Below are 21,013 nucleotides of genomic sequence, written 5' to 3' on the forward strand. Positions count from 1 at the left end.
GATCACCGCGGGACGCGTGTCCCTCACCGACAAGGCGTTCGACCCCGAGGCCGACGCCGAGGTCCAGGCTCTCGTGGCGAACCTCCCGATCGGCCGCGCGCCGGCCGCGGACGCAGACCTGGGCACCCAACTGGGGACCGCCCTGGGCCGCGCCGGGTTGCTGCGCACGGAGGACTCCGAACCGCACCTCGACGACGACGACCGCGGGACGGTTCTCACCACCCTGGCCGACGCCGAGCTCATCGATTTCGAGCAGGGCACCCTCCGGCCGGGTCAGCTGGCCCTGATCGTCACCGGCCCCGGCGAGGCCGAATCGACCGCCGTCCGGCTGGCCGCCCTCGCCCGGACCCTCGACGCCGAGGGCGCGGGGACGGTCGTGTCGGCCGAACTCACGGGCACGCAGGGGTACGACGCGGTGACCGTGCTGCGGTCCTCCGGGGAGGACGGGGTCTCGACCGTCGACTCCGCGGGTTCCGACTCGGGCCGCCTGGCGACGGGACTCGCGCTCGCGGAGCAGCTCGCACGAGGCCAGGGTCACTACGGTCTGCGTCCGGACGCGACCGCGGCGGTGCCGTCGCTCCCCACCGCGCCTGCGCGGTGATAGCCTGAAGCCCCGTGGGGTGCACCGGAGCCACACCAGCATTCATCCATTCCGGCGTCTGGACACGGGAGTCCCCTTGGCACTGAACCGAGCCGCGTCGCGGTCCGCGACCAAGCACATCTTCGTCACCGGTGGCGTGGCGTCGTCGCTGGGTAAGGGGCTGACCGCCTCCAGCCTGGGGCAGCTCCTCACCGCGCGCGGACTGCGCGTGACCATGCAGAAGCTCGACCCGTACATCAACGTGGACCCGGGCACCATGAACCCGTTCCAGCACGGTGAGGTGTTCGTCACCGAGGACGGCGCGGAGGCGGACCTCGACCTGGGGCACTACGAGCGCTTCCTCGATCGCGACCTGAGCGCCAACGCCAACGTGACGACCGGACAGGTCTACTCCGCGGTGATCGCCAAGGAGCGTCGCGGAGAGTACCTGGGGGACACCGTCCAGGTGATCCCGCACATCACCGACGCGATCAAGGAGCGCATCATCGCGATGGGCGCGCCCGACGAGCAGGGGCGCCGCCCGGACGTCGTGATCACCGAGGTCGGCGGCACCGTCGGCGACATCGAGTCGCAGCCCTTCCTGGAGGCCTGTCGGCAGGTCCGCCACGAGGTCGGGCGCGAGAACATCTTCTTCCTCCACGTGTCGTTGGTTCCGTATCTCGCGCCGTCGGGCGAGCTCAAGACCAAGCCCACCCAGCACTCCGTGGCGGCGCTCCGGTCCATCGGCATCGTCCCGGACGGTCTGGTCCTGCGCTGCGACCGTGAGGTGCCGGACGGGTTGAAGTCCAAGATCGCGCTCATGTGCGACGTCGACCTCGAGGGCGTCGTCTCGACCCCTGACGCGCCCAGCATCTACGACATCCCCAAGGTCCTCTTCGGTGAGCACCTCGACACCCACGTCATCCGCAAGCTCAATCTGCCCTTCCGGGACGTCGACTGGACGGTGTGGGGCGAGCTGCTCAGGCGTGTGCACGAGCCCCGCGAGGAGGTCGAGATCGCCCTGGTCGGCAAGTACATCGACCTGCCCGACGCCTACCTCTCGGTGACCGAGGCCCTGCGCGCGGGTGGCTTCGCCCACCGGGCGCGGGTCAACATCCGGTGGGTGGAATCCGACGCCTGCGTGACCGAGGCCGGCGCGCGGGAGGCACTCCGGGGAGTCGACGGCATGCTGATCCCCGGCGGCTTCGGCATCAGAGGGATCGAAGGCAAGCTCGGCGCGATCTCGTGGTCCCGCAGGAACGGGATCCCGTTGCTGGGTCTGTGCCTGGGACTGCAGTGTTCGGTGATCGAGGCGGCCCGGTCGGTGGGACTCGAGGGCGCGTCCTCGACGGAGTTCGAGCCCGACACCGAGCACCCGGTGATCTCCACGATGGCGGACCAGGTCGACGCCGTGGCGGGCAACGCCGATCTGGGGGGCACCATGCGACTGGGCGCGTACCCGGCGGTCCTGAGCAGGGGGTCGCTGGTCGCCGAGGCGTACGGGGCCACCGAGATCTCCGAACGGCACCGGCACCGGTTCGAGGTCAACAACGCCTACCGGGACAGGATCGCCGAGTCCGGGCTCCGCTTCTCCGGCACGTCTCCCGACGGCCACCTGGTCGAGTTCGTCGAGTACCCGCGGGAGCAGCACCCGTTCTTCGTCGCCACGCAGGCGCATCCGGAGTACAAGTCGCGGCCCACCCGCCCGCACCCGTTGTTCGTCGCCTTTATCAAGGCGGCGCTGGACTACGAGAACGAGATGCGGCTGCCGGTCGAACCGTGGCGGGCCGACCAGTCGGGGGAGCCCGCTCCGGCGACCGTCGCCGCGCCGGACGCCGGGACGTCCAGTGTCCGCGTCGATGACGTCGACGCCGAGCTGACCTCCGACGCCCGCGCGGACGAGAGCTGATCACCGGTGGCCGACTCCGGCGCCCCCGGGTCGCACGACTACCGGACCGTCGCCAGCCGGGAGATCTTCGACGGCCGGATAGTCCGGTTGCGCGTGGACACCCTCACGATGCCGGGCGGGGGGACCGCCGAGCGTGAGATCTGCGGGCACGATGACGCCGTCGCGGTGATCGCGCTCGATGACGCCGATCGGATCACGCTGGTCCGTCAGTACCGCCACGCGGTGGGGGAGCGACTCTGGGAGCTGCCGGCGGGGTTGTGCGACGTCGAGGGGGAGCAGCCCGTGGAGACCGCACGCCGTGAGCTGGTCGAAGAGGCCGGGGTGGAGGCGCGGTCCTGGGAGCCGGTCATCTCGATCGTCCCGTCACCGGGCTTCTGCACCGAACGCGTCCACGTGTTCCTCGCCACGGAGCTCAGTGAGGTGGACCGTCCGGAGGCCCATCACGAGGAGGCGGATATGGAGGTCACGCGTATCCCGTTCCCCGACGCCGTGGACGCCGTGTTGGACGGGCGCATCGTCAACGGCATCGCCGTGGCCGGGATCCTCGCCGCACGGGCGATGCTCGCCGGGCGCTGACCGGGCGCCAGCGATGATGCCGGCCGCTGCCCTGATGACGCCGTCCGTACCGCGATGACACGTCACGACGGCGCTGCGGTCCAGATCCGCGGATACCTCGACCACCTCGCCGTCGAACAGGGGGCCTCCGCCCACACCCTCGCCGCCTACCGGCGTGACCTGGAGAAGTACCGGCTCTACCTGTCGGAGGCGGGGGTCGAGGATCTCGGGGCCGTGACCGAATCGCATGTCGAGGAGTTCCGGGTGCGGCTCGCCACCGCCGACCCGGACGTCGGCAGGAGAGCGCTCGCGCCCAGTTCGGTCGCCCGTGCGCTCGCCGCGGTCCGGGGACTGCACCGGTTCGCCACCAGGGACGGCGTGACCCGTGTCGACGCCGCGGCTGCCGTGACCCCCCCGCGGCCGCCGCGCCGACTTCCCAAGGCCCTCCCCGTGGACCGGATCATCGCGGTGATCGAGGCCGCCGGCGGAACCGAGGTGGACACCGACCCCGCGCGACTGCGGGACCGGGCGATGCTGGAGCTCCTCTACGCCACCGGGGCCCGTGCGGCCGAGCTCGTCGGCCTCGACGTGGACGACCTCGACGGTCTCGACCGCCCGGACGGGGGCACGGTGATCCTGCGCGGGAAGGGGGGCAAGGAACGAGTGGTCCCCGTGGGGCGCCCGGCCTGCGACGCGGTCGGCGCCTACCTGGTGCGCGCCCGACCCGCGTTGGCCGTCCGAGGTGGGCCCGCGCTCTTCCTCAACGCCCGCGGCGGGCGCATCACCCGGCAGACCCTGTGGAACGTGGTCTCGGCGTCCGCGGAGAGGGCGGGCGCCGGGCCTGAGGTCTCCCCGCACTCGTTCAGGCACTCCTTCGCGACCCACCTGCTGGACGGCGGGGCGGACATCAGGGTGGTCCAGGAGCTGTTGGGGCACGCCTCGGTCACCACGACCCAGGTCTACACCCTCGTCACCGTCGAGACGCTCCGTGAGGTCTGGGCCGAGTGCCACCCCCGGGCACGGTAACGTGACCGGGGACCGGCCTGGGCGCAGGTGACGACGCAGCGAGAGGAGACGCGGGTGGCGCAGGACTCTGGGACGATGGATCCCGCACTGTTCTCCCGCGCGGAACTCCTGGGCGCCGACGACCCGGCGGCCGGCGAGGGTTTCTCGGCGATCCCGGAGCCCCAGCCGCTCACCTCCCACGGTCCCGCGGTGGTGCTCTCGATGTGCAACCAGAAGGGCGGGGTGGGCAAGACCACCAGCACGATCAACCTCGCCGCCTCGCTCGCGGAATACGGCCGCAGGGTCCTCGTGGTGGACCTCGACCCCCAGGGCGCGCTGTCGGCGGGTCTGGGCATCCCGCACCACCAGCTGGAGCTGACGGTCTACAACCTGTTGGTGGACACCACCGTGTCGACCGAGGAGGTGCTGGTCCGGACCCGCGTGGAGGGGGTGGACCTGATCCCCGCCAACATCGACCTGTCCGCCGCGGAGATCCAACTGGTCAACGAGGTGGGACGGGAGCAGGCGCTGGGCCGCGCGCTGTACCCGGTGCTCGACAGGTACGACTATGTGCTAATCGACTGCCAGCCGTCGTTGGGCCTGCTCACCGTCAACGCGCTGGCCTGCTCGGACGGGGTGCTGATCCCCATGGAGTGTGAGTACTTCTCGCTGCGCGGGCTCGCACTGTTGACGGACACCATCGAGAAGGTCCGCGACCGGATCAACCCGCGTCTGCACCTGTCCGGCATCCTCATCACCATGTTCGACCGGAGGACGGTCCACGCCCGCGATGTCCTCGGCCGGGTGGTCGAGGTGTTCGGTGACAAGGTCTTCGACACGCTCGTCACCCGGACGGTCCGGTTCCCGGAGACCACCGTCGCCGGCGAACCCATCACCACGTGGGCGCCCAGATCCGCGGGAGCGCAGGCCTACCGGGCGCTGGCTCGCGAGGTCATCCAGCGCGGTAGATGAGCGCTCCGGTGACCGGTCCGGTGAGCGGCGTCGGGGACACGCCCGGGGACCCGCCTGGGGGCGGTGTCGCCGAGGCCGAGGAAACGCGCGCGTTCACCGTCCACCTCACCAACTTCACCGGCCCGTTCGACCTTCTCCTGGGGCTCATCGACTCGCGCCGCCTCGACGTGACCGAGGTCGCCCTCCACATGGTGACCGACGAGTTCATCGCGCACGCCCGCGAGCTGGGCCGCGAGGCGGGCCTCGAGGAGGTCACCGAGTTCCTCGTGGTGGCGGCCACCCTGCTCGACCTCAAGACGGCGCGGCTCGTGCCGTCCGGTGAGGTCCAGGACCCGGAGGATCTGGCGCTGCTCCAGGCCCGGGACCTGCTCTTCGCGCGGCTCCTGCAGTTCCGGGCGTTCCGCCAGGTGGCCGAGCTGTTCGCGGAGCTGGACAGGACCGCCCGTCACTCCCATCCGCGGACGGCCGGCCCCGACGACGAGTTCCTGGACGTGTTGCCCGAGGTGGAGCTGGGGGTGGATGTGGAGCAGTTCGCCACCATCGCCGCCGTGGCGTTCCGCCCCCGTCCCGTGGAGGAGGTGGGGGTCGCCCACGTCCACACCCCGACCGTCTCCGTCCCCGAGCAGGCCGCGCGTGTCCTGGAGCTGCTGAGATTCCGGGGACGGGGCCAGTGGGTGGACTTCCGGGACCTGGTCTCCGGGTGCGGCGACTCCCTCGTCGTCGTCGCCAGGTTCCTCGCGCTGTTGGAGTTGTACAGGGCGCGCGCGGTCGCGCTCGCCCAGGACGAGGCGCTCGGTGACCTGTCTGTGAGTTGGACGGGTGAGGAGGCCGCCGAGGTGACACGCGGGAGGGACGAATGGATGTGACGGACGACGAGAACTGGCTCGACGACGACGCGTCACCGCCGCTGCGCGCCCGACTCGAGGCGCTTCTGCTGGTCGTGGACCAGCCGACCGCCGAGGGGGCGCTCGCTGCCGCGGCGGACTCGACGCCTGCACAGGTGGCGGCGGAGCTGCGCGGTTGGCGGGATGACCTCACCGCCCGCGGCAGTGGGATCGACCTGAGGCGCACCGAGGAGGGATGGCGTCTCTACACCCGTCGTGAGTTCGCCCCGTATGTGGAGCGGCTGCTCACCGACGGCACCCGGTCCACCCTCACGCGGGCGGCACTCGAGACGTTGGCGGTGATCGCCTACCGGCAGCCCGTCACCCGGTCACGCGTGGCGGCGGTCCGTGGGGTCAACGTGGACGGGGTCATGCGGACCCTCGTGGCCCGCGGCCTGACCGTGGAATGCGGCACCGACCCGGACACGGGGGGCCTCCTGTATAGGACCACGGAGCTCTTTCTGGAAAGATTGGGGTTGACGTCGCTCGACGAGCTCCCGGACATCGCCCCGTTGCTGCCGGACGTGGACCTGGTCGACGAGATGAGCGACGACCCCGCGGAGGACCCGCGGATACCTCTGGGGCGGCGCAGAACCGCTGCGCCCGACCCAGCCCATGACCACCAGAACGAAGAGATGTGACTTACTCATGACTGAGTCCGCTGGCCGAGACGGCTCACCGGTACGACTCCAGAAGATCCTGGCCCAGGCCGGGATCGCCTCCCGCAGGGCCTCAGAGGACCTCATCGCCCGTGGGCGCGTGGAGGTCAACGGGAAGATCGTGCGCGAGATGGGCGTGAAGGTCGATCCCGCCACGGCCGTGATCAGGGTCGACGGCACCCGGATCGTCCTCGACGACGACCTCGTCTACCTGGCCCTCAACAAGCCCCGCGGGTACCACACCACGATGTCCGACGACATGGGCCGGCCCTGCGTGGGCGACCTGGTCGCCGACCGCGTGGATGCCGGGCAGCGGCTCTTCCACGTGGGTCGCCTGGACGCCGACACCGAGGGGTTGCTGTTGGTGACGAACGACGGCGAACTCGCGCACCGGCTGATGCACCCGTCGTACGAGGTGTCCAAGACGTACATGGCCACCGTGACGGGGGTCGTCGGCAAGGGTGTCGGCAGGACTCTGCGCGAGGGGGTCGAACTCGAGGACGGTCCCGCCAAGGTCGACCAGTTCTCGGTGCTCGACGTCCACGAGGGGCGGTCGCTGGTCAAGGTCGTGCTGCACGAGGGTCGCAAGCACATCGTCCGGCGTCTGCTGAGCGAGGTCGGCCACCCGGTCGAGTCGCTGGTGCGGACCCGTTTCGGCGCCGTCGCGCTGGGGGACCAGCGCGCGGGGAGCTTCCGCAAGCTGGGCCGCAAAGAGGTCTCGGACCTCTACTCGGCGGTGGGCCTGTGAGCGCGCCGGCAGGTCCGACCGTGCCGGACGGCGCCCGCCGGCGCCGGATCGCGATCGACGGACCCGCGGGCACCGGAAAGTCCACCCTCGCCCGCCTGCTCGCCGAACGGCTCGGCGGGGCCTACCTCGACACCGGTGCGATGTACCGGGTGGCCACGCTCCAGGTGCTGCGTGCCGGGATCGACCCGGAGGATGCCGCGGCGGTGATCGCCGCGTCCGCCGATCTGCCGATGGAGATCGGCACGGACGCGGGATCCGAACGCATCCTGCTCGCCGGGGAGGACGTGAGTGACGAGATCCGCACCGCCCGGGTCACCGCGGGGGTCTCGGCGGTCTCCGCCGTCCCCGAGGTCCGGGCCAATCTGGTCGGCCTGCAGCGGCGCCTGGCGTCCGGGGGCGGCACCGTCGTCCTCGAGGGCCGCGACATCGGCACGGTGGTGCTCCCCGACGCCGAGGTCAAGGTGTATCTCACCGCGAGCCCGGAGATCCGGGCCCGACGCAGGACGGAACAGGACCGCGCCGCGGGACGTGACGCCGACTACGACGAGGTGCTGGCGGCGGTGATCGAGCGTGACCGCAAGGACTCCACCCGCGCCGCGAGCCCGCTCCGTCCCGCGGACGATGCGATCGTCCTCGACACCTCAGACCTGACCCTCGACGAGGTGCTCGACCGGTTGGTCGCACTCGCGGAGGGCACCGACGCGTCGCACGGCGACGCCGCAGAAGGGAACACACGATGACCAGCAACGAGGAGTTCGACCTGCCCACCGGTCCGGCCGAGGAGACCGTCGAGGACGGTTGGAACGACGACACGGACTGGGACGCCGTCGCCGAGGAGTGGGCCGACGAGATCGGCGCCGAGCTCGACGGAGTGGAGATCCTGCCCACCGTCGCCATCGTGGGGCGCCCCAACGTGGGCAAGTCCACGCTGGTCAACCGGATCATCGGCCGCCGCGAGGCCGTCGTGGAAGACGTCCCCGGGGTGACCCGCGACCGCGTCTCCTATGAGGCCCTGTGGAACGGCCGCACCTTCATGGTCCAGGACACCGGTGGGTGGGAGCAGGACGCCAAGGGCATGCACCGCTCCATCGCGCAGCAGGCCGAGATCGCGATGGGCACCGCCGACCTCATCGTCCTGGTGTGCGACGGGACCGTGGGCATCACCTCCGCGGACGAGACGGTGGCCAAGAGCCTGCGCCGCTCGAACACCCCGGTGATCCTGGCGGTCAACAAGGTGGACAGCGAGAAGGCGGAGCTCCAGGCGGCCGAATTCTGGGGGCTGGGCCTCGACCAGCCCTATGCCATCTCCGCCGCGCACGGCCGGGGCACCGCCGACCTGCTCGACGAGATCCTGCGCCAACTCCCGTCCAAGGCCCGGATGCGGGAGACCACCGACGTGCCGCGGCGTGTGGCGCTGGTCGGCAAGCCCAACGTCGGCAAGTCGAGCCTGCTCAACAAGCTCACCGGCGAGGAGAGGTCGGTGGTCGACAACGTCGCCGGCACCACCGTCGATCCCGTGGACTCGCTCGTCGAGCTGGGCGGCAAGACGTGGCGCTTCGTCGACACCGCCGGCCTACGACGCAAGGTCAACCAGGCCTACGGGCACGAGTACTACGCCTCGCTGCGGACGCGGGGGGCCATCGAGGCCGCCGAGGTCGTGGTGCTGCTGCTGGACGCCTCCGAACCGATCACCGAGCAGGACCTGCGGGTGATCTCCATGGTCGCCGACGCCGGCCGGGCGCTCGTGATCGCCTTCAACAAATGGGACCTGGTGGACGAGGACCGCCGGTACGACCTGGACAAGGAGATCGACCGGGAGCTGTCCAAGATCCTCACCTGGGCCTACCGGGTGAACATCTCGGCCACCACGGGCCGAGCCCTGGCCAAGTTGGTGCCGGCGATGGAGGGCGCACTCGACTCCTGGGACAAGCGGATCCCCACGGGTCCGCTCAACACGTGGATGAGCGAGGTCGTGGCCGCGACCCCGCCGCCGATGCGCGGCGGGAAGCTGCCGCGCATCCGGTTCTGCACGCAGGCCACCACCCGGCCGCCCACGTTCGTGTTCTTCTCCACCGGGTTCCTCGAGGCCGGCTACCGGCGGTTCCTTGAGCGTCGCCTGCGCGAGACCTTCGGTTTCGACGGCTCTCCGGTCCGCGTGAACGTGCGCGTCAAGGAGCGCCGACAGCGCAAGTGACCAGGCGATTGGAGTGCTCCGACAGGCGTGCGCTAGTCTGATCCAGTCGCCGCGAGAGCGGTGGCGGGCGGGCTGTGGCGCAGCTTGGTAGCGCACTTGACTGGGGGTCAAGGGGTCGCAGGTTCGAATCCTGTCAGCCCGACGCTCGTACGACGATTCCAGGGGCGGTTTCCCACTCGGGAGACCGCCCCTGGGTCGTGTGCGCCCACGGTCGTTCCGCTCCGATATCGCTCCTAGGCGCCGTGCTCCGACGGGTGCGCGATACGGCTGCGGCCCACGGCGAGCCAGACCCCGGTGACGACGAGCCAGAACGGCATGAGGATCCCGGGCAGTCCGGGGACGCCGGACACCACGACGGCGCCGAGCGTGCCCACACCGAGGATCGCCGCGACCGTCCCGAGGATGCGGGAGACGTCCCGCTCCACCCACGCCATCCAGGCCAGCGCGAGCGCGGAGGCGATGAGCCCGGTCCACGGGATGTACGCCCCGAAGTCGGTCAGCATGTAGTAGACGAACAGTCCCTCCTCGCCGTACGCGCCCGCCTCCGGGCCGAGGTAGTTGGCCAGCGCACCTCGCCACCCGTACCCCAGGATGAGCGCTCCCGCGGACGCGATCAGGCCGATGCTCACGACCCGGGCGGCCGTGGAGCGGGTGAAGAGGGTCTCGACGTGTCGGCGCCAGGCTGCGGCGAAGACCATCAGGGCGAAGACGGCGAGCAGGCCCGCGAGGAATCCGACGCGGCCGATCGCGGGATCGAGGCCCACCACGTCGGCCGGGACGACGGCGTGGCTCTCGCCGCGGTTGATCGCCTCCACTTCGGCGTCGGGCCGGAGGTCTGTCGCGACGGTCCCTACCAGCCCCGCGGCACCGGCGAGCACCGCCCAGAGGGGCCATGCGGTGAACCGGCGGGGGTCGGCTGGAGCCGCGGGGTCGTCGACATGGGGCGTGGAACTCATGGGGTGACCTTTCGTGGGTCCGCGGGCGCGACGGCCGCGGCGGCCAGAGTCCCATCATTCCCACCCGGCCGGCCCCACGGAAGACCTACGGTGCCTCACCACCGGGCGTGGATGGGGGGCGTCGGACCGTTGGATCCCACGCTGTCGGATCTCCGAAGTCCCCCGAGTGGCGCCTGATCCGTGGGTTACGCTGGGCAATCAATCGAATGGAGACAGAATGACCGGGCTCGTGATCGGTACAGACATCGATGTTCCGGGGGCGTCCGTGACCCTCGACGCCCGTCGCTTCAACCGCCACACGTTCTGGTGCGGGCAGAGCGGTAGCGGGAAGACCTACGCGCTGGGCGTGGTCCTGGAGCAGTTGCTGCTGCACACCGAGCTCCCGATGGTCATCCTCGACCCGAACGCCGACTTCGTCAGGCTGCCCGAGGCCCGCGAGGATGCCGACGCGGCGGAGGCGGCCCGGCTCGCGGAGCTCGACATCCGGGTGCTGCGCTCATCGGGCGACTCGCCTGCGGGTTCGGGGGAGGGCACGGGTAACAGTCCCGCGGATCGGCTGCACGCCCGCTATGTCGACCTGACCCCGGCGTCCAAGGCCGCGCTGCTCCACCTCGATCCGATCGCGGATGCGGAGGAGTACAACGTCTTGTTGCGGGCGGAGGTCCGTGCCGAGAGCTTCGACTCGGCGGGCGCGCTCACGGCGTTCCGGCAGTCGTCCGACCCGGGGGAGGTGCGGCTGTCCTACCGGATGGAGAACCTCCAGGTGCTCGAGTGGGACCTGTGGTCCAGGGGCGCCGGTTCGGTTGTCGACGTGATCGACCAACGACCGCGCGCCACGGTGATGGACCTCGGGGGCTTCACTCACCCGGCGGAATCCAAGGTCGCGGCACTGGCGGTCCTGGAACACCTGTGGACGCGGCGCGAGGACCGGAAGCCGATCCTCATCGTGATCGACGAGGCGCACAACATCTGTCCACCCGACCCTCAGACCGACGTCGAGCGTGCCCTCACCCGGCAACTGGTCCAGATCGCCGCCGAGGGGCGCAAGTTCGGCTTGTGGTTGTTGCTCTCCACGCAGCGCCCCAACAAGATCCACCCCAACGTGCTCTCCCAGTGCGACAACCTCGGCCTCATGAGGGTCAATTCGCCCAGGGACCTGAAGGAGCTCGCGGAGGTGTTCGGGTTCGCCGGCGAGGAACAGATCCGGCGCTCGGCGTCGTTCGCCCAGGGGCAGGCACTCTTCGCCGGGGGCTTCCTCTCCGAGCCGACGTTCGTGCAGATGGGCCGCCGGATCACCGAGGAGTCGGGCGGGGACGTGGGGGTGCCGCTTCGCGGCGACGAGTGAGACGGGGGTCGGCTCCTGGCCCCCGGCCCCTGCCCACGGCTCCGGCCCCGGGGGAGAGGGCGGTCGTCACAGCAGCGCGGACAGTCGCTTCTTGCGCAGATTCTGTGTGACGATCCACTGGACGTCGGGGTCGTCGGTCGGTAGCTCACGAAAGGCCCTCAGCCCGGGCTCGGGATCCGCGGCCACGGCGACGCTCCAGCAGTACCCCAGCGCCTGGCGGAGGTTGCGGGCCGCGGGGTCTTTGCGCTGCGTCGGCGGCAGCGCCATGAGGCGGTCCGTGCAGCGTCGGCACACCTCGATGGCGACGGCCGCCGCCGGGGCGGTGCGCAGGAGGCGGGGTTCGCAGATGGCCACCACGGCGACGCGCTGGACATAGGACTCGGGATCCTCGGCCCACCGCCGGACCAGCTCGATCAGCACCTCGAGCGTGTCGTCACCGAGGAGTTGCAGACCGATGGCCACCCCCTCGCGAACCCGCCACCGGTCATCTGTCGCCAGTGCCCGGGCACGGTCCTCGCATTCCGCGGAGTCGGCTCTCGCCGCGAGGGCCGCGGCGGCACACATCGCGGGATACTCGCCGCCGTCGGCCAGCATCGCCTCGATGGCGCGCTCGTCCGCCATTCCGGCGGCGACGGTGAGTAACGAGAGGTTGGCGCGAGGTCCCGGGAGCCCGGACCGGGCCGACAGATACTCCGGCCACAGCTCGGGTTCCAGCGCGCGGAGATCGCTGCGTGATGACTGATCAGTCCCCATCGGTTGACGGTACGTCCGCCGCCGCGCCCCTCGCGGGGGTATGGCGCCCCGCGGCCACCCGTAGGGGGTGTCGCACCACCTGACGGTCCTCGTGTTGGCCAGGTGCGCCGGAATCAGGCCCTCGTGTAAGCCTGGTGCGCCGGAATCAGGCGTGGTCGTCGAGGAGGCGTCGAGCTGTGTCGATGCACTGCAGCGCCGCCACGGTGTCGACGCGGGCGAGCGCGAACGCCGCGACGATCATCGCGGTGCAGGCGTCGGCGAGCCGGGCGTTGGCTTCCGCCTCGTGCGTGGGGCGGTGAGCGAGGACACCGCGGCCGATTGCGGCACGGAGTTCCTCGCGATACGCGGCCACGACCTCGCGCACGGCCGCGTCCCGCGCGATCGGCGAGGTCGCCGAGTTGATGAGAAGGCACCCGTGGGCGAACGCCGGGGAATCGGAGTCGAGAAACGTGCTCCGCAGTCTGCCGAGGTAGACGACGATCGCGTCGGGCGCGACAGGGGTCGCGGCGAACGGCCGGAGCATCGGGCGGACCACCTCGTCGAGATAACTCTCGACCGCCGCGTCGAAGAGGCCGCGCTTGCTGCCGAAGGCGTTGTAGATGCTGGAGCGGTTCAGCCCGGTGGCGCGCTCGAGAGCAGGGATCGCCGCATCCTCGTACCCCGATTCCCAGAACACCTCGCGCGCGGAGCGAACGGCGGCGGCGGTGTCGAAACCCTGCGTGCGAGCCATGGTCGGCCTCCTTTTGTGAAATGCTCAGTCCAGTATATAGTGAAACGATCAGTTCAGAATATGCCGCTACACGGCACCACCCCATCGATCCGACGAGGTCACATCATGCTCATCTTCTCCCTTGTTCTCGCCGCCCTCGCGGCGCTGGTGCACGTCGTCATCTTTGCGCTGGAATCGCTGATGTGGACGAGCGCGCGCGCCCGGCGGGTCTTCGGAACGAGCCTCAAGGAGGCGAGGGCTACCCAGCAGATGGCCTTCAACCAGGGGTTCTACAACCTTTTCCTCGCCATCGTCACGGTGGCCGGAATCGGGTTCGTCCTGGCCGGCGTCGTGCCCGTGGGGGCCGCGTTGCTGATCGCCGGCGCCGGTTCCATGGCCGCGGCGGCGCTCGTCCTGTTCTGTTCCGCTCCCGACAAGCGGGGGGCCGCCCTCAAGCAGGGGCTGCTCCCGCTGGTCTCGGTCCTCGCCCTGGCCCTCTCGCTCGCGGTGTAGCGGCCCGCGCCGCCGCGGTCCCGCAACACGCACGCGTTCTCACCAGAAAGCCGAACCATGACCAACGTCAGCCACGCCGACACCGACACCGCAACCAGCACCCAGATCCAGCTCGCCGCGCGCCCCACGGGGTGGCCGACGCACGAGGACTTCCGCACCGCCACCGTCACCTACGGACCGGTCGGGCCGGGGGAGGTCCGGGTCTCGAACCTCTACGTCTCCGTCGACCCCTACATGCGGGGCCGGATGAACGATGCGCGTAGCTACACCGCCCCGTACGCCGTGGGTGCGACCATCACCGGCGGCGCGGTCGGCCGCGTCACCGCCTCCGCCGACGCTGCCGTCCCCGTGGGCAGCGTGGTGCTCCACCAGCACGGGTGGTCGGACGTCGTCCAGGCCGACGCCTCGGCCTTCACCGTCGTGCCCGAGCTGGAGGGAGCCCCACTTTCGCTGTACCTCGGCATCCTCGGCATGACGGGACTGACCGGTTACGTGGGACTCACCGCGATCGCCCGCCTGGAGCCGGGGGACACGGTCTTCATCTCCGGCGCCGCCGGCGCGGTCGGCACCGCGGCGGGGCAGATCGCGCGACTCCTGGGTGCCGGTCGCGTCATCGGATCCGCGGGATCGCCCGAGAAGGTGCGGCTGCTCACCGAGAAATACGGCTTCGACGCCGCGCTGAACTACAAGGAGGCGCCGGTGCGTGAGCAGCTCGGCGAACTGGTTCCGGAGGGCGTCGACGTCTACTTCGACAACGTCGGTGGTGACCACCTCCAGGCGGCGCTCGACGTGATGAACGACGGCGGGCGAATCGCGATGTGCGGGGCGATAGCGAGCTACAACGTCGAGGGCAGGACACCCGGCCCGGACAACATGGCCACCATCATCACCAGGGGACTGACCCTCACGGGCTTCACCCTCGGCCGCCACCTCGACCTGCGCGCCGAGTTCACCGACCGGATGACGGCCTGGTTCGCCGACGGAGAGATCGCCTACGACGAGACGGTGGTCGACGGCATCGAGAACACGGTCGACGCGTTCCTCGACATGATGCGCGGGGCCAACACCGGGAAGATGGTCGTGCGGGTCACGCCCGAGTAGCACTGGAGGCGGGCGCTCGGCGGAGCGGGCATCATGGAACCATGATGTCCAACGGCGGAGACCGCCGGAGCCGGGGAGAGGTGCTCGAGTATGACCAGTCGCGATCAGGACGGTGACGGCGAGGACGCCCGTGCCCGCCTGGTCCGCCGCGTCGATGAGCTGTGCACGGGCAAAGCCTCCACGAGCCGGGGCGAGCTCTCCGATCGGGCCGCCCTCCTGATCGCCTGTGGACTCGTCGACCCCCGGATCGCGGGGATCGTGCTGGCGCGTCTGCACCGCAACCTGCCCTTTCCCACGATCGGCGGTTTCCACCAGCTGCGGGTGATCGAGGAGCAGCGTCACGACCTCAGACGTCAGCTGGGAACTCCGTTGCCGTCGGTCCTGAGGATGGCGTTGCGCACGCGGCTGGCCGAACTCGATCGGAAGTACGTCGGCCTGCGCACCGGGTTCACCCGCGGCGCCGGAGTCTTCGCCTATCGGATCAAGGACATCCGCGCGGACCGTAAGCGCGGCGTTCATCTGGACCCGGAGGACCGGGGCCGGCTCTTCGACGCCCTCGCCTCCACCCCGACGATGGCGCCGGTGCCGATGGTGCCCCGGACCATGGTCGAGCTGGGGACCGCCGCAGCGGCCTACGGTCAGCGCGAGATGGGCCGGGTCGTCCTGCCCCACCGTGTCCAGGCGGTGGTGGATTCGCTGCCGTCGCTCCCGCGGATCCGCGCCGACAGCCGGCGCCTGCCCGAGATGTACACGGCGCTGCTCCTCGAGGTCGGCGGGCTGTACGACCGGCTGATCCGCGCCTACGTGCGCGGGGGCCGGTCCGTCGAGGAGATCCGCCTGCAGTTCGATGCGGAGACCGAGCTGGTGGGGCTCGCCGGAGATCTCTGCCGCCTCCGCGAGACGGCGTCGACACCGGGATTCACCACCGCTCGGGACGGGTTCACCCTCCTGACCGGGATGGGCGCCGCGATCGACGAGGTCTGGGCGGAGGTCGTGGAGCGCGCGGTCGCCTTCCGCGAACTGGTGGAGTCCGTGGAGAACCGTGCCGAGGCCGCGGTCTCCGAGGCTGCGCGGCTCAACCACATCGCCCGTGAGAACGGGGTGAGGCCTCCGTCCACCGTGCACGCTCCCAGTCCCGCGGACCTCACGGCCGAGCAGCTTGCCGCCCGTGCCGGTGACCGGATGCTCTCCACCGAGGCGATGCGGAGGCTGCGCGGACAGATCGACCCGAATCGCTGACGCGGCGACCGGCGGGGTCGGCCGCCGATCGGCTCGGCCGCTGCGTACGGTGGCATCAACTGTTCGATAGACCGGGAAGGACTCCTCGCGTGGGATTCGCCAACCGCTTCTGGAAGCTGATGGGCTCCACCCAGGGCCGGGACACCTCGCGCGCGCAGAGTGCGGTCGAGGCGTCACACGGGTTCGACGAGTGGGCCTCGGGGGTGGCGGACGGCGATTTCGCGGACGAAGCCCACGGCCTGCAGCTCTTCGGTGAGTCGCCCGAGGACCTCGCCCGGTTCCTGGCTCTGGCCAGGGAGGCCGCGACCCGGGCCGTGGGCCTGAGGCCGTTCGACGTCCAGCTCCAGGGCGCACTGAGGATGTTCGCGGGCGACGTGGTGGAGATGGCGACCGGGGAGGGCAAGACCCTCGCGGGTGCGGTCGCGGCGGCCGGATACGCACTGCAGGGACACACCGTCCACGTCATCTCCGTCAACGACTACCTCGCCGCGCGGGACGCGCGGTGGATGGGTCCGATGTTCGAGCTCCTGGGCCTGACGGTGGGCCACGTGACCGAGTCGTCGACGCGCGAGGAGCGTCGCCGCGCCTACGCCTGCGACATCACCTACGGGTCCGTCTCGGAGATCGGGTTCGACGTCCTGCGCGAGCAGCTGGTCACCGACCCGGCGGATCTCATCGCACCCACCACGGATGTCGCCCTGGTCGACGAGGCGGACTCGGTGCTCGTCGACGAGGCGCTGGTCCCCCTGGTCCTCGCCGGGTCGACCTCCGGGGAGGCGCCCACGGGGGAGATCCTCTCCGCGGTGCGCAAGCTACGGCCGGGTCGCCACTACGAGACCGACTCCGAGCGGCGCAACATCTTCCTCACCGACGACGGCGCCGAGGCCATCGAGGGTGAACTGGGAATCGGCGATCTCTACGACGCGGAGCACGTGGGCACCACGCTGGTCCAGGTGAACGTCGCACTGCACGCCTGCTTCCTGCTGAGGCGGGATGTGGACTACATCGTCCGGGACGGCCGGGTCCAACTGATCAACGCCTCGCGGGGTCGCGTCGCCGAGTTGCAGCGGTGGCCGGACGGGTTGCAGGCGGCCGTCGAGGCCAAGGAGGGCGTCGCGGTCTCCGAGGCCGGGCAGATCCTCGACAGCATCACGGTCCAGGCGTTCATCGGGAGGTACGACCGGGTGTGCGGGATGACGGGAACGGCGCTCGCCGCGGGGGCACAGTTCCGCGAGTTCTACTCCCTGGGCGTGTCCCAGATCGACCCCAACACCCCCTGCGTCCGCTTCGACGAGGCCGATCGGACCTACATCGACAACGACAGCAAGACCCGCGCGATCGTCGAACACATCGCCGCCGTCCACTCGACCGGCCAACCCGTGCTCGTGGGTACCCATGACGTCGCCGAGTCGGAGGAACTCGCAGCACGCCTGGCCGACAGGGGCGTGGACTGCGTCGTGCTCAACGCCAAGAACGACGAGGAGGAGGCCGCCATCATCGCCGAGGCGGGCGACGTGGGTAACGTCACCGTCTCCACCCAGATGGCCGGCCGGGGCACCGACATCAGACTGGGTGGGTCCGACGAGGCCCGCCGCGACGAGGTCGTCGAACTCGGCGGACTGCACGTGGTGGGGACCGGGAGGCATCGGACGGAGAGGCTCGACAACCAGCTCCGTGGTCGCGCCGGACGCCAGGGGGACCCCGGCAGCTCGGTGTTCTTCGCCGCCATGGACGACCCGGTGGTGACCTCGGCGCTGGAACCCGACAAGATCCCCACCGCGCACGACAGGATCAGCGGGCTGCTCAAGGGCAACCGCGGACGCGATGCGGTCGACCACGCACAGCGGGTCACCGAGGGACAGATGCTCGCGATCCACTCGAACACGTGGCGGTACAGCCGGCTCCTCGCCGAACAGCGGTCGATCCTCGCCGAGCGCCGCGCGGCGCTGTTGCTCACCGAGAAGGCGTTCGAGGAGCTGACCTCCCACGATCCGGATCGCAGTGCCGAACTCGTGGAGGCCCACGGCCGCGACGCCGTGGTGCAGGGGTGCCGGGACATCATGCTGTGGCATCTCGACCGGGGGTGGGCCCGCCACCTGGAGACGATGAACGACGTCCGCGAGTCGATCCACCTGCGCGCGCTGGGCAGGGAGAACCCCCTGGACGAATTCCACCGGATCGCGATCGACCACTTCAGGGACCTCGCCTCGGACGCCGTGCGGGAGTCGGAGGCGACGTTCGCCGAGATCGAGTTCACCGATTCGGGGGTGGACCTGGTGGCCAACGCCATGGCGCGGCCCACGTCGACGTGGACGTACATGGTCCACGACAACCCGATGGCGGCCGGCGGGAACGTCTTCTCCGGGATGATGTCGACCTTCCGATGAGCGCGGCGCGGGAGGGCAGACGGGAGACCGATCTGCGGGAATGGCGGACGGGAGAGGGCAAGGTCCTCGGCGCACGCATCCCGCCCCCGCGGGACGGGCACCTCTCGGCCGCGGTGCCACCCGGCCTCGGGTACGAACAGCCGCCCCGCGACCCCGAGGTCAGCGACAGGTTCTGGACGCTCCCCAACGTCATCTCGCTGGCGCGCATCGCGCTGATCCCGGTGCTCGTCGTGAGCATCCTGGTCTGGGAGGATCCGCCCCTGGCACTGTGGCTCCTGGGCGTTCTGGTGGTCTCCGACTGGCTCGACGGCAAGATCGCCCGCTTGTGGAACATGCGGTCGACGTGGGGCGAGCGTCTCGACCCCCTCGCAGACCGACTCCTGGTGGCGGCCGTGCCGGTGGCCTTCGCCGTCGCCGGATACATCCCCGTCTGGGTGGTGGTGGTTCTGCTGGTCAGAGACGCGGTGTTGGTGGGGACGATGCCGGTCTACCGGAGGCGCGGGATCGAACCCGAGGTCACGTACCTGGGCAAAGCGGCCACGTTCGCACTGTTCTGGTCGCTGCCCCTGCTGCTCGCCGGGTACGCGGGGGTTCCCGGAGGGGAGGGGCTGATGATCCTGGGCGAGGCATGCCTGTACTGGGGCGTGGGCCTCTACTGCTGGAGCGGCGGGATCTACCTGTGGCAGGCCTGGAGGATCGCCCGCTCCGTCCCCCCGCGCCGCGGCCGATCTACTTCAGTGGAGTCGCCCGGCGGTGTGTAATGTCGCCACATGTACACGCCAAGTGAGCCACGCGAGAAGGGCACGTCAGTGAGCGACCAGAACATCCCCGACCAGCTCCGGTACACCGACGAGCACGAGTGGGTCGAACGGGTGTCCGATACCCGCGTTCGCATCGGCATCACCGAGTACGCGCAGTCCAAATTGGGGGACATCGTCTTCGTACAGCTCCCGGACGTGGGCGGGGAGACGGAGTCGGGTGAGCCGTTCGGCGAGGTCGAGTCCCCCAAGAGCGTCTCCGATCTGTACGCCCCGCTCAGTGGGAAGGTCGTCGAGGTGAACACCGCCCTGGAGACCTCGCCCGAGCTGGTCAACTCGGATCCCTACGGTGAAGGGTGGATCGTCGTCCTCGAGATCCCGGACGTCGACGACCTCGAGGCGCAACTCGAACAGACCCTCGACTCGGACGGGTACTCCAAGATCACGGAGGGTTGAGGGGGAGGGACCGCCCCCGGCCCCGTGGCCGGACGGTCCGACATAGAATCGCAGGCACCGCATGGTGAGCCCCACGCCCGGGCTCGGACGAGGAGAGACGAACGTGACCGAGAACAAGAACATGCCCGAGGCCACCGCCGAGACCACCTCGGTGTTCCGTGCTGAGCTTCTCAACGAGTCCGATCAGCAGGCGGCTCAGTCCGAGCCCGCCGTCACCGGTGTCGAGGGCCTACCCGAGGGGCAGGCGCTGCTGGTGGTCAAGCGGGGGCCCAACGCGGGCTCACGGTTTCTCCTGGACCAGTCGACGACGTCGGCGGGCCGCCATCCGGACAGCGACATCTTCCTCGACGACGTCACCGTGAGCCGACGCCACGCCGAGTTCAGGAGCGAGGCCGGGACCTTCACCGTCGTCGACGTGGGATCCCTCAACGGGACGTACGTCAACCGTGAGCCGGTGGACTCGGCATCACTGTCCAACGGGGACGAGGTACAGATCGGCAAGTTCCGCCTCGTGTTCCTGACGGGTACGCCCGGGCAGTGACGGCCGCCGGACACGGCGCCGCAGAGGAGGGGCACCTCTCCATCGGCGGCGTCATCGCACTCCTGAGTCCGGATTTCCCGGACCTCACGGTGTCGAAGGTCCGGTTCCTCGAGAACGAAGGACTGGTCACCCCCGAGCGGACCGCCAGCGGATACCGTCGGTTCAGCGTCGGTGACCGCGAGCGGCTGCGGTATGTCCTCACGGCGCAGCGAGACCGTTATCTGCCGCTCAAAGTGATCCGCGAGGAGTTGGAAGCGCTCGATTCCGCCATCGCGGACGGGTCCACCACCGCCCTGCTCCCACGGCATGGCGCGGACGGGGTGCCGGGGTCGACCCCGGACGATTTCCGGAGCGACACCGTCCTACGTCTCACGCGCGAGGACGTGGTGGCACAGTCGGAGGTGGACCCGGAGTTCGTGGGGTCGCTCATCGACGCCGGGCTCATCGTGGCTGGTGCGGGTGGCTTCTTCGACCCGGAGGCGGTCCTGGTCGCGCGGACCGCGCACGATCTCGCCGGTCACGGTGTGGACGTCCGTCATCTCCGGGGGTTCCGGACCGCCGCTGACCGGCAGACGGGGTTGATCACCCAGATCGCCGGCCCGGTGGCCCGGCAGGGCGATGCGGATGCCCGCGATCGCGCGGCAGAGCTGGCCCGGGAGATCGCGGCGCTGTCGGTGGCGCTGCATTCCACGCTGGTCACCGTTGCCGTCCGTCACGCGTTGGAATCCTGACGCGAGCGCTCGCGGGCG

At 70.3% G+C, this 21,013-nt stretch carries 21 protein-coding genes, 1 tRNA gene and 1 pseudogene; 20 read left to right on the forward strand and 3 right to left on the reverse strand.

Annotated features, from left to right (window positions below; all coding sequences use genetic code 11):
• The 11 genes and pseudogenes from IY392_RS01160 to IY392_RS01210 form a co-directional block, all read left to right on the forward strand.
• On the forward strand, window positions 1-601 hold a 601-nt coding region (locus IY392_RS01160), incomplete at its 5' end, for a copper transporter (RefSeq protein ID WP_194860315.1).
• A gap of 82 nt (window positions 602-683) precedes the next feature.
• On the forward strand, window positions 684-2,489 hold the full coding sequence (locus IY392_RS01165) for a CTP synthase (RefSeq protein ID WP_228548871.1): 1,806 nt from the start codon (window positions 684-686) through the stop codon (window positions 2,487-2,489).
• A gap of 6 nt (window positions 2,490-2,495) precedes the next feature.
• On the forward strand, window positions 2,496-3,065 hold the full coding sequence (locus tag IY392_RS01170) for an NUDIX hydrolase (RefSeq protein WP_107756359.1): 570 nt from the start codon (window positions 2,496-2,498) through the stop codon (window positions 3,063-3,065).
• 54 nt (window positions 3,066-3,119) lie between these two features.
• On the forward strand, window positions 3,120-4,070 hold the full coding sequence (locus IY392_RS01175; protein WP_107756360.1) for a tyrosine recombinase: 951 nt from the start codon (window positions 3,120-3,122) through the stop codon (window positions 4,068-4,070).
• Between the two features lie 75 nt (window positions 4,071-4,145).
• A complete protein-coding gene (locus IY392_RS01180) occupies window positions 4,146-5,021 on the forward strand; it encodes a ParA family protein (RefSeq protein ID WP_017837670.1) in 876 nt (291 codons plus the stop codon).
• On the forward strand, window positions 5,018-5,887 hold the full coding sequence (locus tag IY392_RS01185) for a ScpA family protein (RefSeq protein WP_194305494.1): 870 nt from the start codon (window positions 5,018-5,020) through the stop codon (window positions 5,885-5,887). Before IY392_RS01180 ends, IY392_RS01185 begins: the two co-directional genes overlap by 4 nt.
• The gene (gene scpB / locus IY392_RS01190; RefSeq protein ID WP_194860317.1) at window positions 5,878-6,546 is read left to right on the forward strand and encodes an SMC-Scp complex subunit ScpB; all 669 of its coding nucleotides are present in this window, start codon (window positions 5,878-5,880) and stop codon (window positions 6,544-6,546) included. Before IY392_RS01185 ends, scpB begins: the two co-directional genes overlap by 10 nt.
• A 31-nt stretch (window positions 6,547-6,577) precedes the next feature.
• Window positions 6,578-7,312 (forward strand): annotated as a pseudogene (locus IY392_RS01195) (pseudouridine synthase); the annotation flags it as partial.
• Window positions 7,309-8,052 (forward strand): (d)CMP kinase, encoded by a 744-nt coding sequence (cmk, locus tag IY392_RS01200; RefSeq protein WP_107756364.1) that lies wholly within the window; start codon window positions 7,309-7,311, stop codon window positions 8,050-8,052. The pseudogene IY392_RS01195 and the gene cmk, both read left to right, overlap by 4 nt.
• Entirely contained in the window at window positions 8,049-9,506 is a 1,458-nt protein-coding gene (gene der / locus IY392_RS01205) for a ribosome biogenesis GTPase Der (protein ID WP_107756365.1), read from the forward strand. Before cmk ends, der begins: the two co-directional genes overlap by 4 nt.
• 68 nt (window positions 9,507-9,574) lie before the next feature.
• Window positions 9,575-9,648, forward strand: a tRNA-Pro gene (locus IY392_RS01210).
• 91 nt (window positions 9,649-9,739) lie between these two features.
• On the opposite strand, the gene IY392_RS01215 is transcribed toward IY392_RS01210, so the two are convergent.
• Window positions 9,740-10,462: a hypothetical protein gene (locus tag IY392_RS01215; RefSeq protein ID WP_228548870.1), complete on the reverse strand. Its 723-nt coding sequence runs from the start codon at window positions 10,460-10,462 to the stop codon at window positions 9,740-9,742.
• Between the two features lie 217 nt (window positions 10,463-10,679).
• Between IY392_RS01215 and IY392_RS01220 the strand changes: the two genes are divergently transcribed.
• Window positions 10,680-11,807, forward strand: coding sequence for an ATP-binding protein (locus IY392_RS01220; RefSeq protein WP_194860319.1), 1,128 nt, complete (start codon window positions 10,680-10,682; stop codon window positions 11,805-11,807).
• Window positions 11,808-11,873: 66 nt separating this feature from the next.
• Here IY392_RS01220 and IY392_RS01225 read toward each other — a convergent pair whose 3' ends face one another.
• Together IY392_RS01225 and IY392_RS01230 are read right to left on the reverse strand one after the other, a co-directional pair.
• A complete protein-coding gene (locus IY392_RS01225; RefSeq protein ID WP_107756366.1) occupies window positions 11,874-12,560 on the reverse strand; it encodes a PBS lyase heat domain-containing protein repeat-containing protein in 687 nt (228 codons plus the stop codon).
• Window positions 12,561-12,705: 145 nt separating this feature from the next.
• Window positions 12,706-13,290 carry a TetR/AcrR family transcriptional regulator gene (locus IY392_RS01230; RefSeq protein WP_107756367.1) on the reverse strand — a complete coding sequence of 195 codons (585 nt, stop codon included), beginning with the start codon at window positions 13,288-13,290 and terminating at the stop codon, window positions 12,706-12,708.
• Between the two features lie 105 nt (window positions 13,291-13,395).
• Here IY392_RS01230 and IY392_RS01235 point away from each other — a divergent pair, with 105 nt between their 5' ends.
• From IY392_RS01235 to IY392_RS01270, 8 genes are all read left to right on the forward strand, one after another.
• Window positions 13,396-13,782, forward strand: a complete 387-nt coding sequence (locus tag IY392_RS01235; RefSeq protein ID WP_194860320.1) for a DUF1304 domain-containing protein — start codon at window positions 13,396-13,398, stop codon at window positions 13,780-13,782.
• 57 nt (window positions 13,783-13,839) lie between these two features.
• A complete protein-coding gene (locus IY392_RS01240) occupies window positions 13,840-14,883 on the forward strand; it encodes an NADP-dependent oxidoreductase (protein WP_194860321.1) in 1,044 nt (347 codons plus the stop codon).
• 90 nt (window positions 14,884-14,973) lie between these two features.
• Complete coding sequence (locus IY392_RS01245; protein ID WP_107756370.1) at window positions 14,974-16,122, forward strand: hypothetical protein; 1,149 nt, start codon at window positions 14,974-14,976, stop codon at window positions 16,120-16,122.
• 89 nt (window positions 16,123-16,211) lie between these two features.
• Window positions 16,212-18,509, forward strand: a complete 2,298-nt coding sequence (gene secA2, locus IY392_RS01250; RefSeq protein ID WP_194860322.1) for an accessory Sec system translocase SecA2 — start codon at window positions 16,212-16,214, stop codon at window positions 18,507-18,509.
• Window positions 18,506-19,270 carry a CDP-alcohol phosphatidyltransferase family protein gene (locus IY392_RS01255; protein ID WP_107756372.1) on the forward strand — a complete coding sequence of 255 codons (765 nt, stop codon included), beginning with the start codon at window positions 18,506-18,508 and terminating at the stop codon, window positions 19,268-19,270. The genes secA2 and IY392_RS01255 overlap by 4 nt, the downstream gene beginning before the upstream one ends.
• Before the next feature lie 9 nt (window positions 19,271-19,279).
• A complete protein-coding gene (gene gcvH / locus IY392_RS01260) occupies window positions 19,280-19,723 on the forward strand; it encodes a glycine cleavage system protein GcvH (protein WP_182612402.1) in 444 nt (147 codons plus the stop codon).
• Window positions 19,724-19,844: 121 nt separating this feature from the next.
• Complete coding sequence (locus tag IY392_RS01265) at window positions 19,845-20,264, forward strand: FHA domain-containing protein (protein ID WP_182612409.1); 420 nt, start codon at window positions 19,845-19,847, stop codon at window positions 20,262-20,264.
• Window positions 20,261-20,995 carry a MerR family transcriptional regulator gene (locus IY392_RS01270; RefSeq protein WP_194860323.1) on the forward strand — a complete coding sequence of 245 codons (735 nt, stop codon included), beginning with the start codon at window positions 20,261-20,263 and terminating at the stop codon, window positions 20,993-20,995. The genes IY392_RS01265 and IY392_RS01270 overlap by 4 nt, the downstream gene beginning before the upstream one ends.
• Window positions 20,996-21,013: the final 18 nt, after the last annotated feature.

Source organism: Dietzia sp. SYD-A1 (genome assembly GCF_015356725.1).
Classification (GTDB): Bacteria; Actinomycetota; Actinomycetes; order Mycobacteriales; family Mycobacteriaceae; genus Dietzia.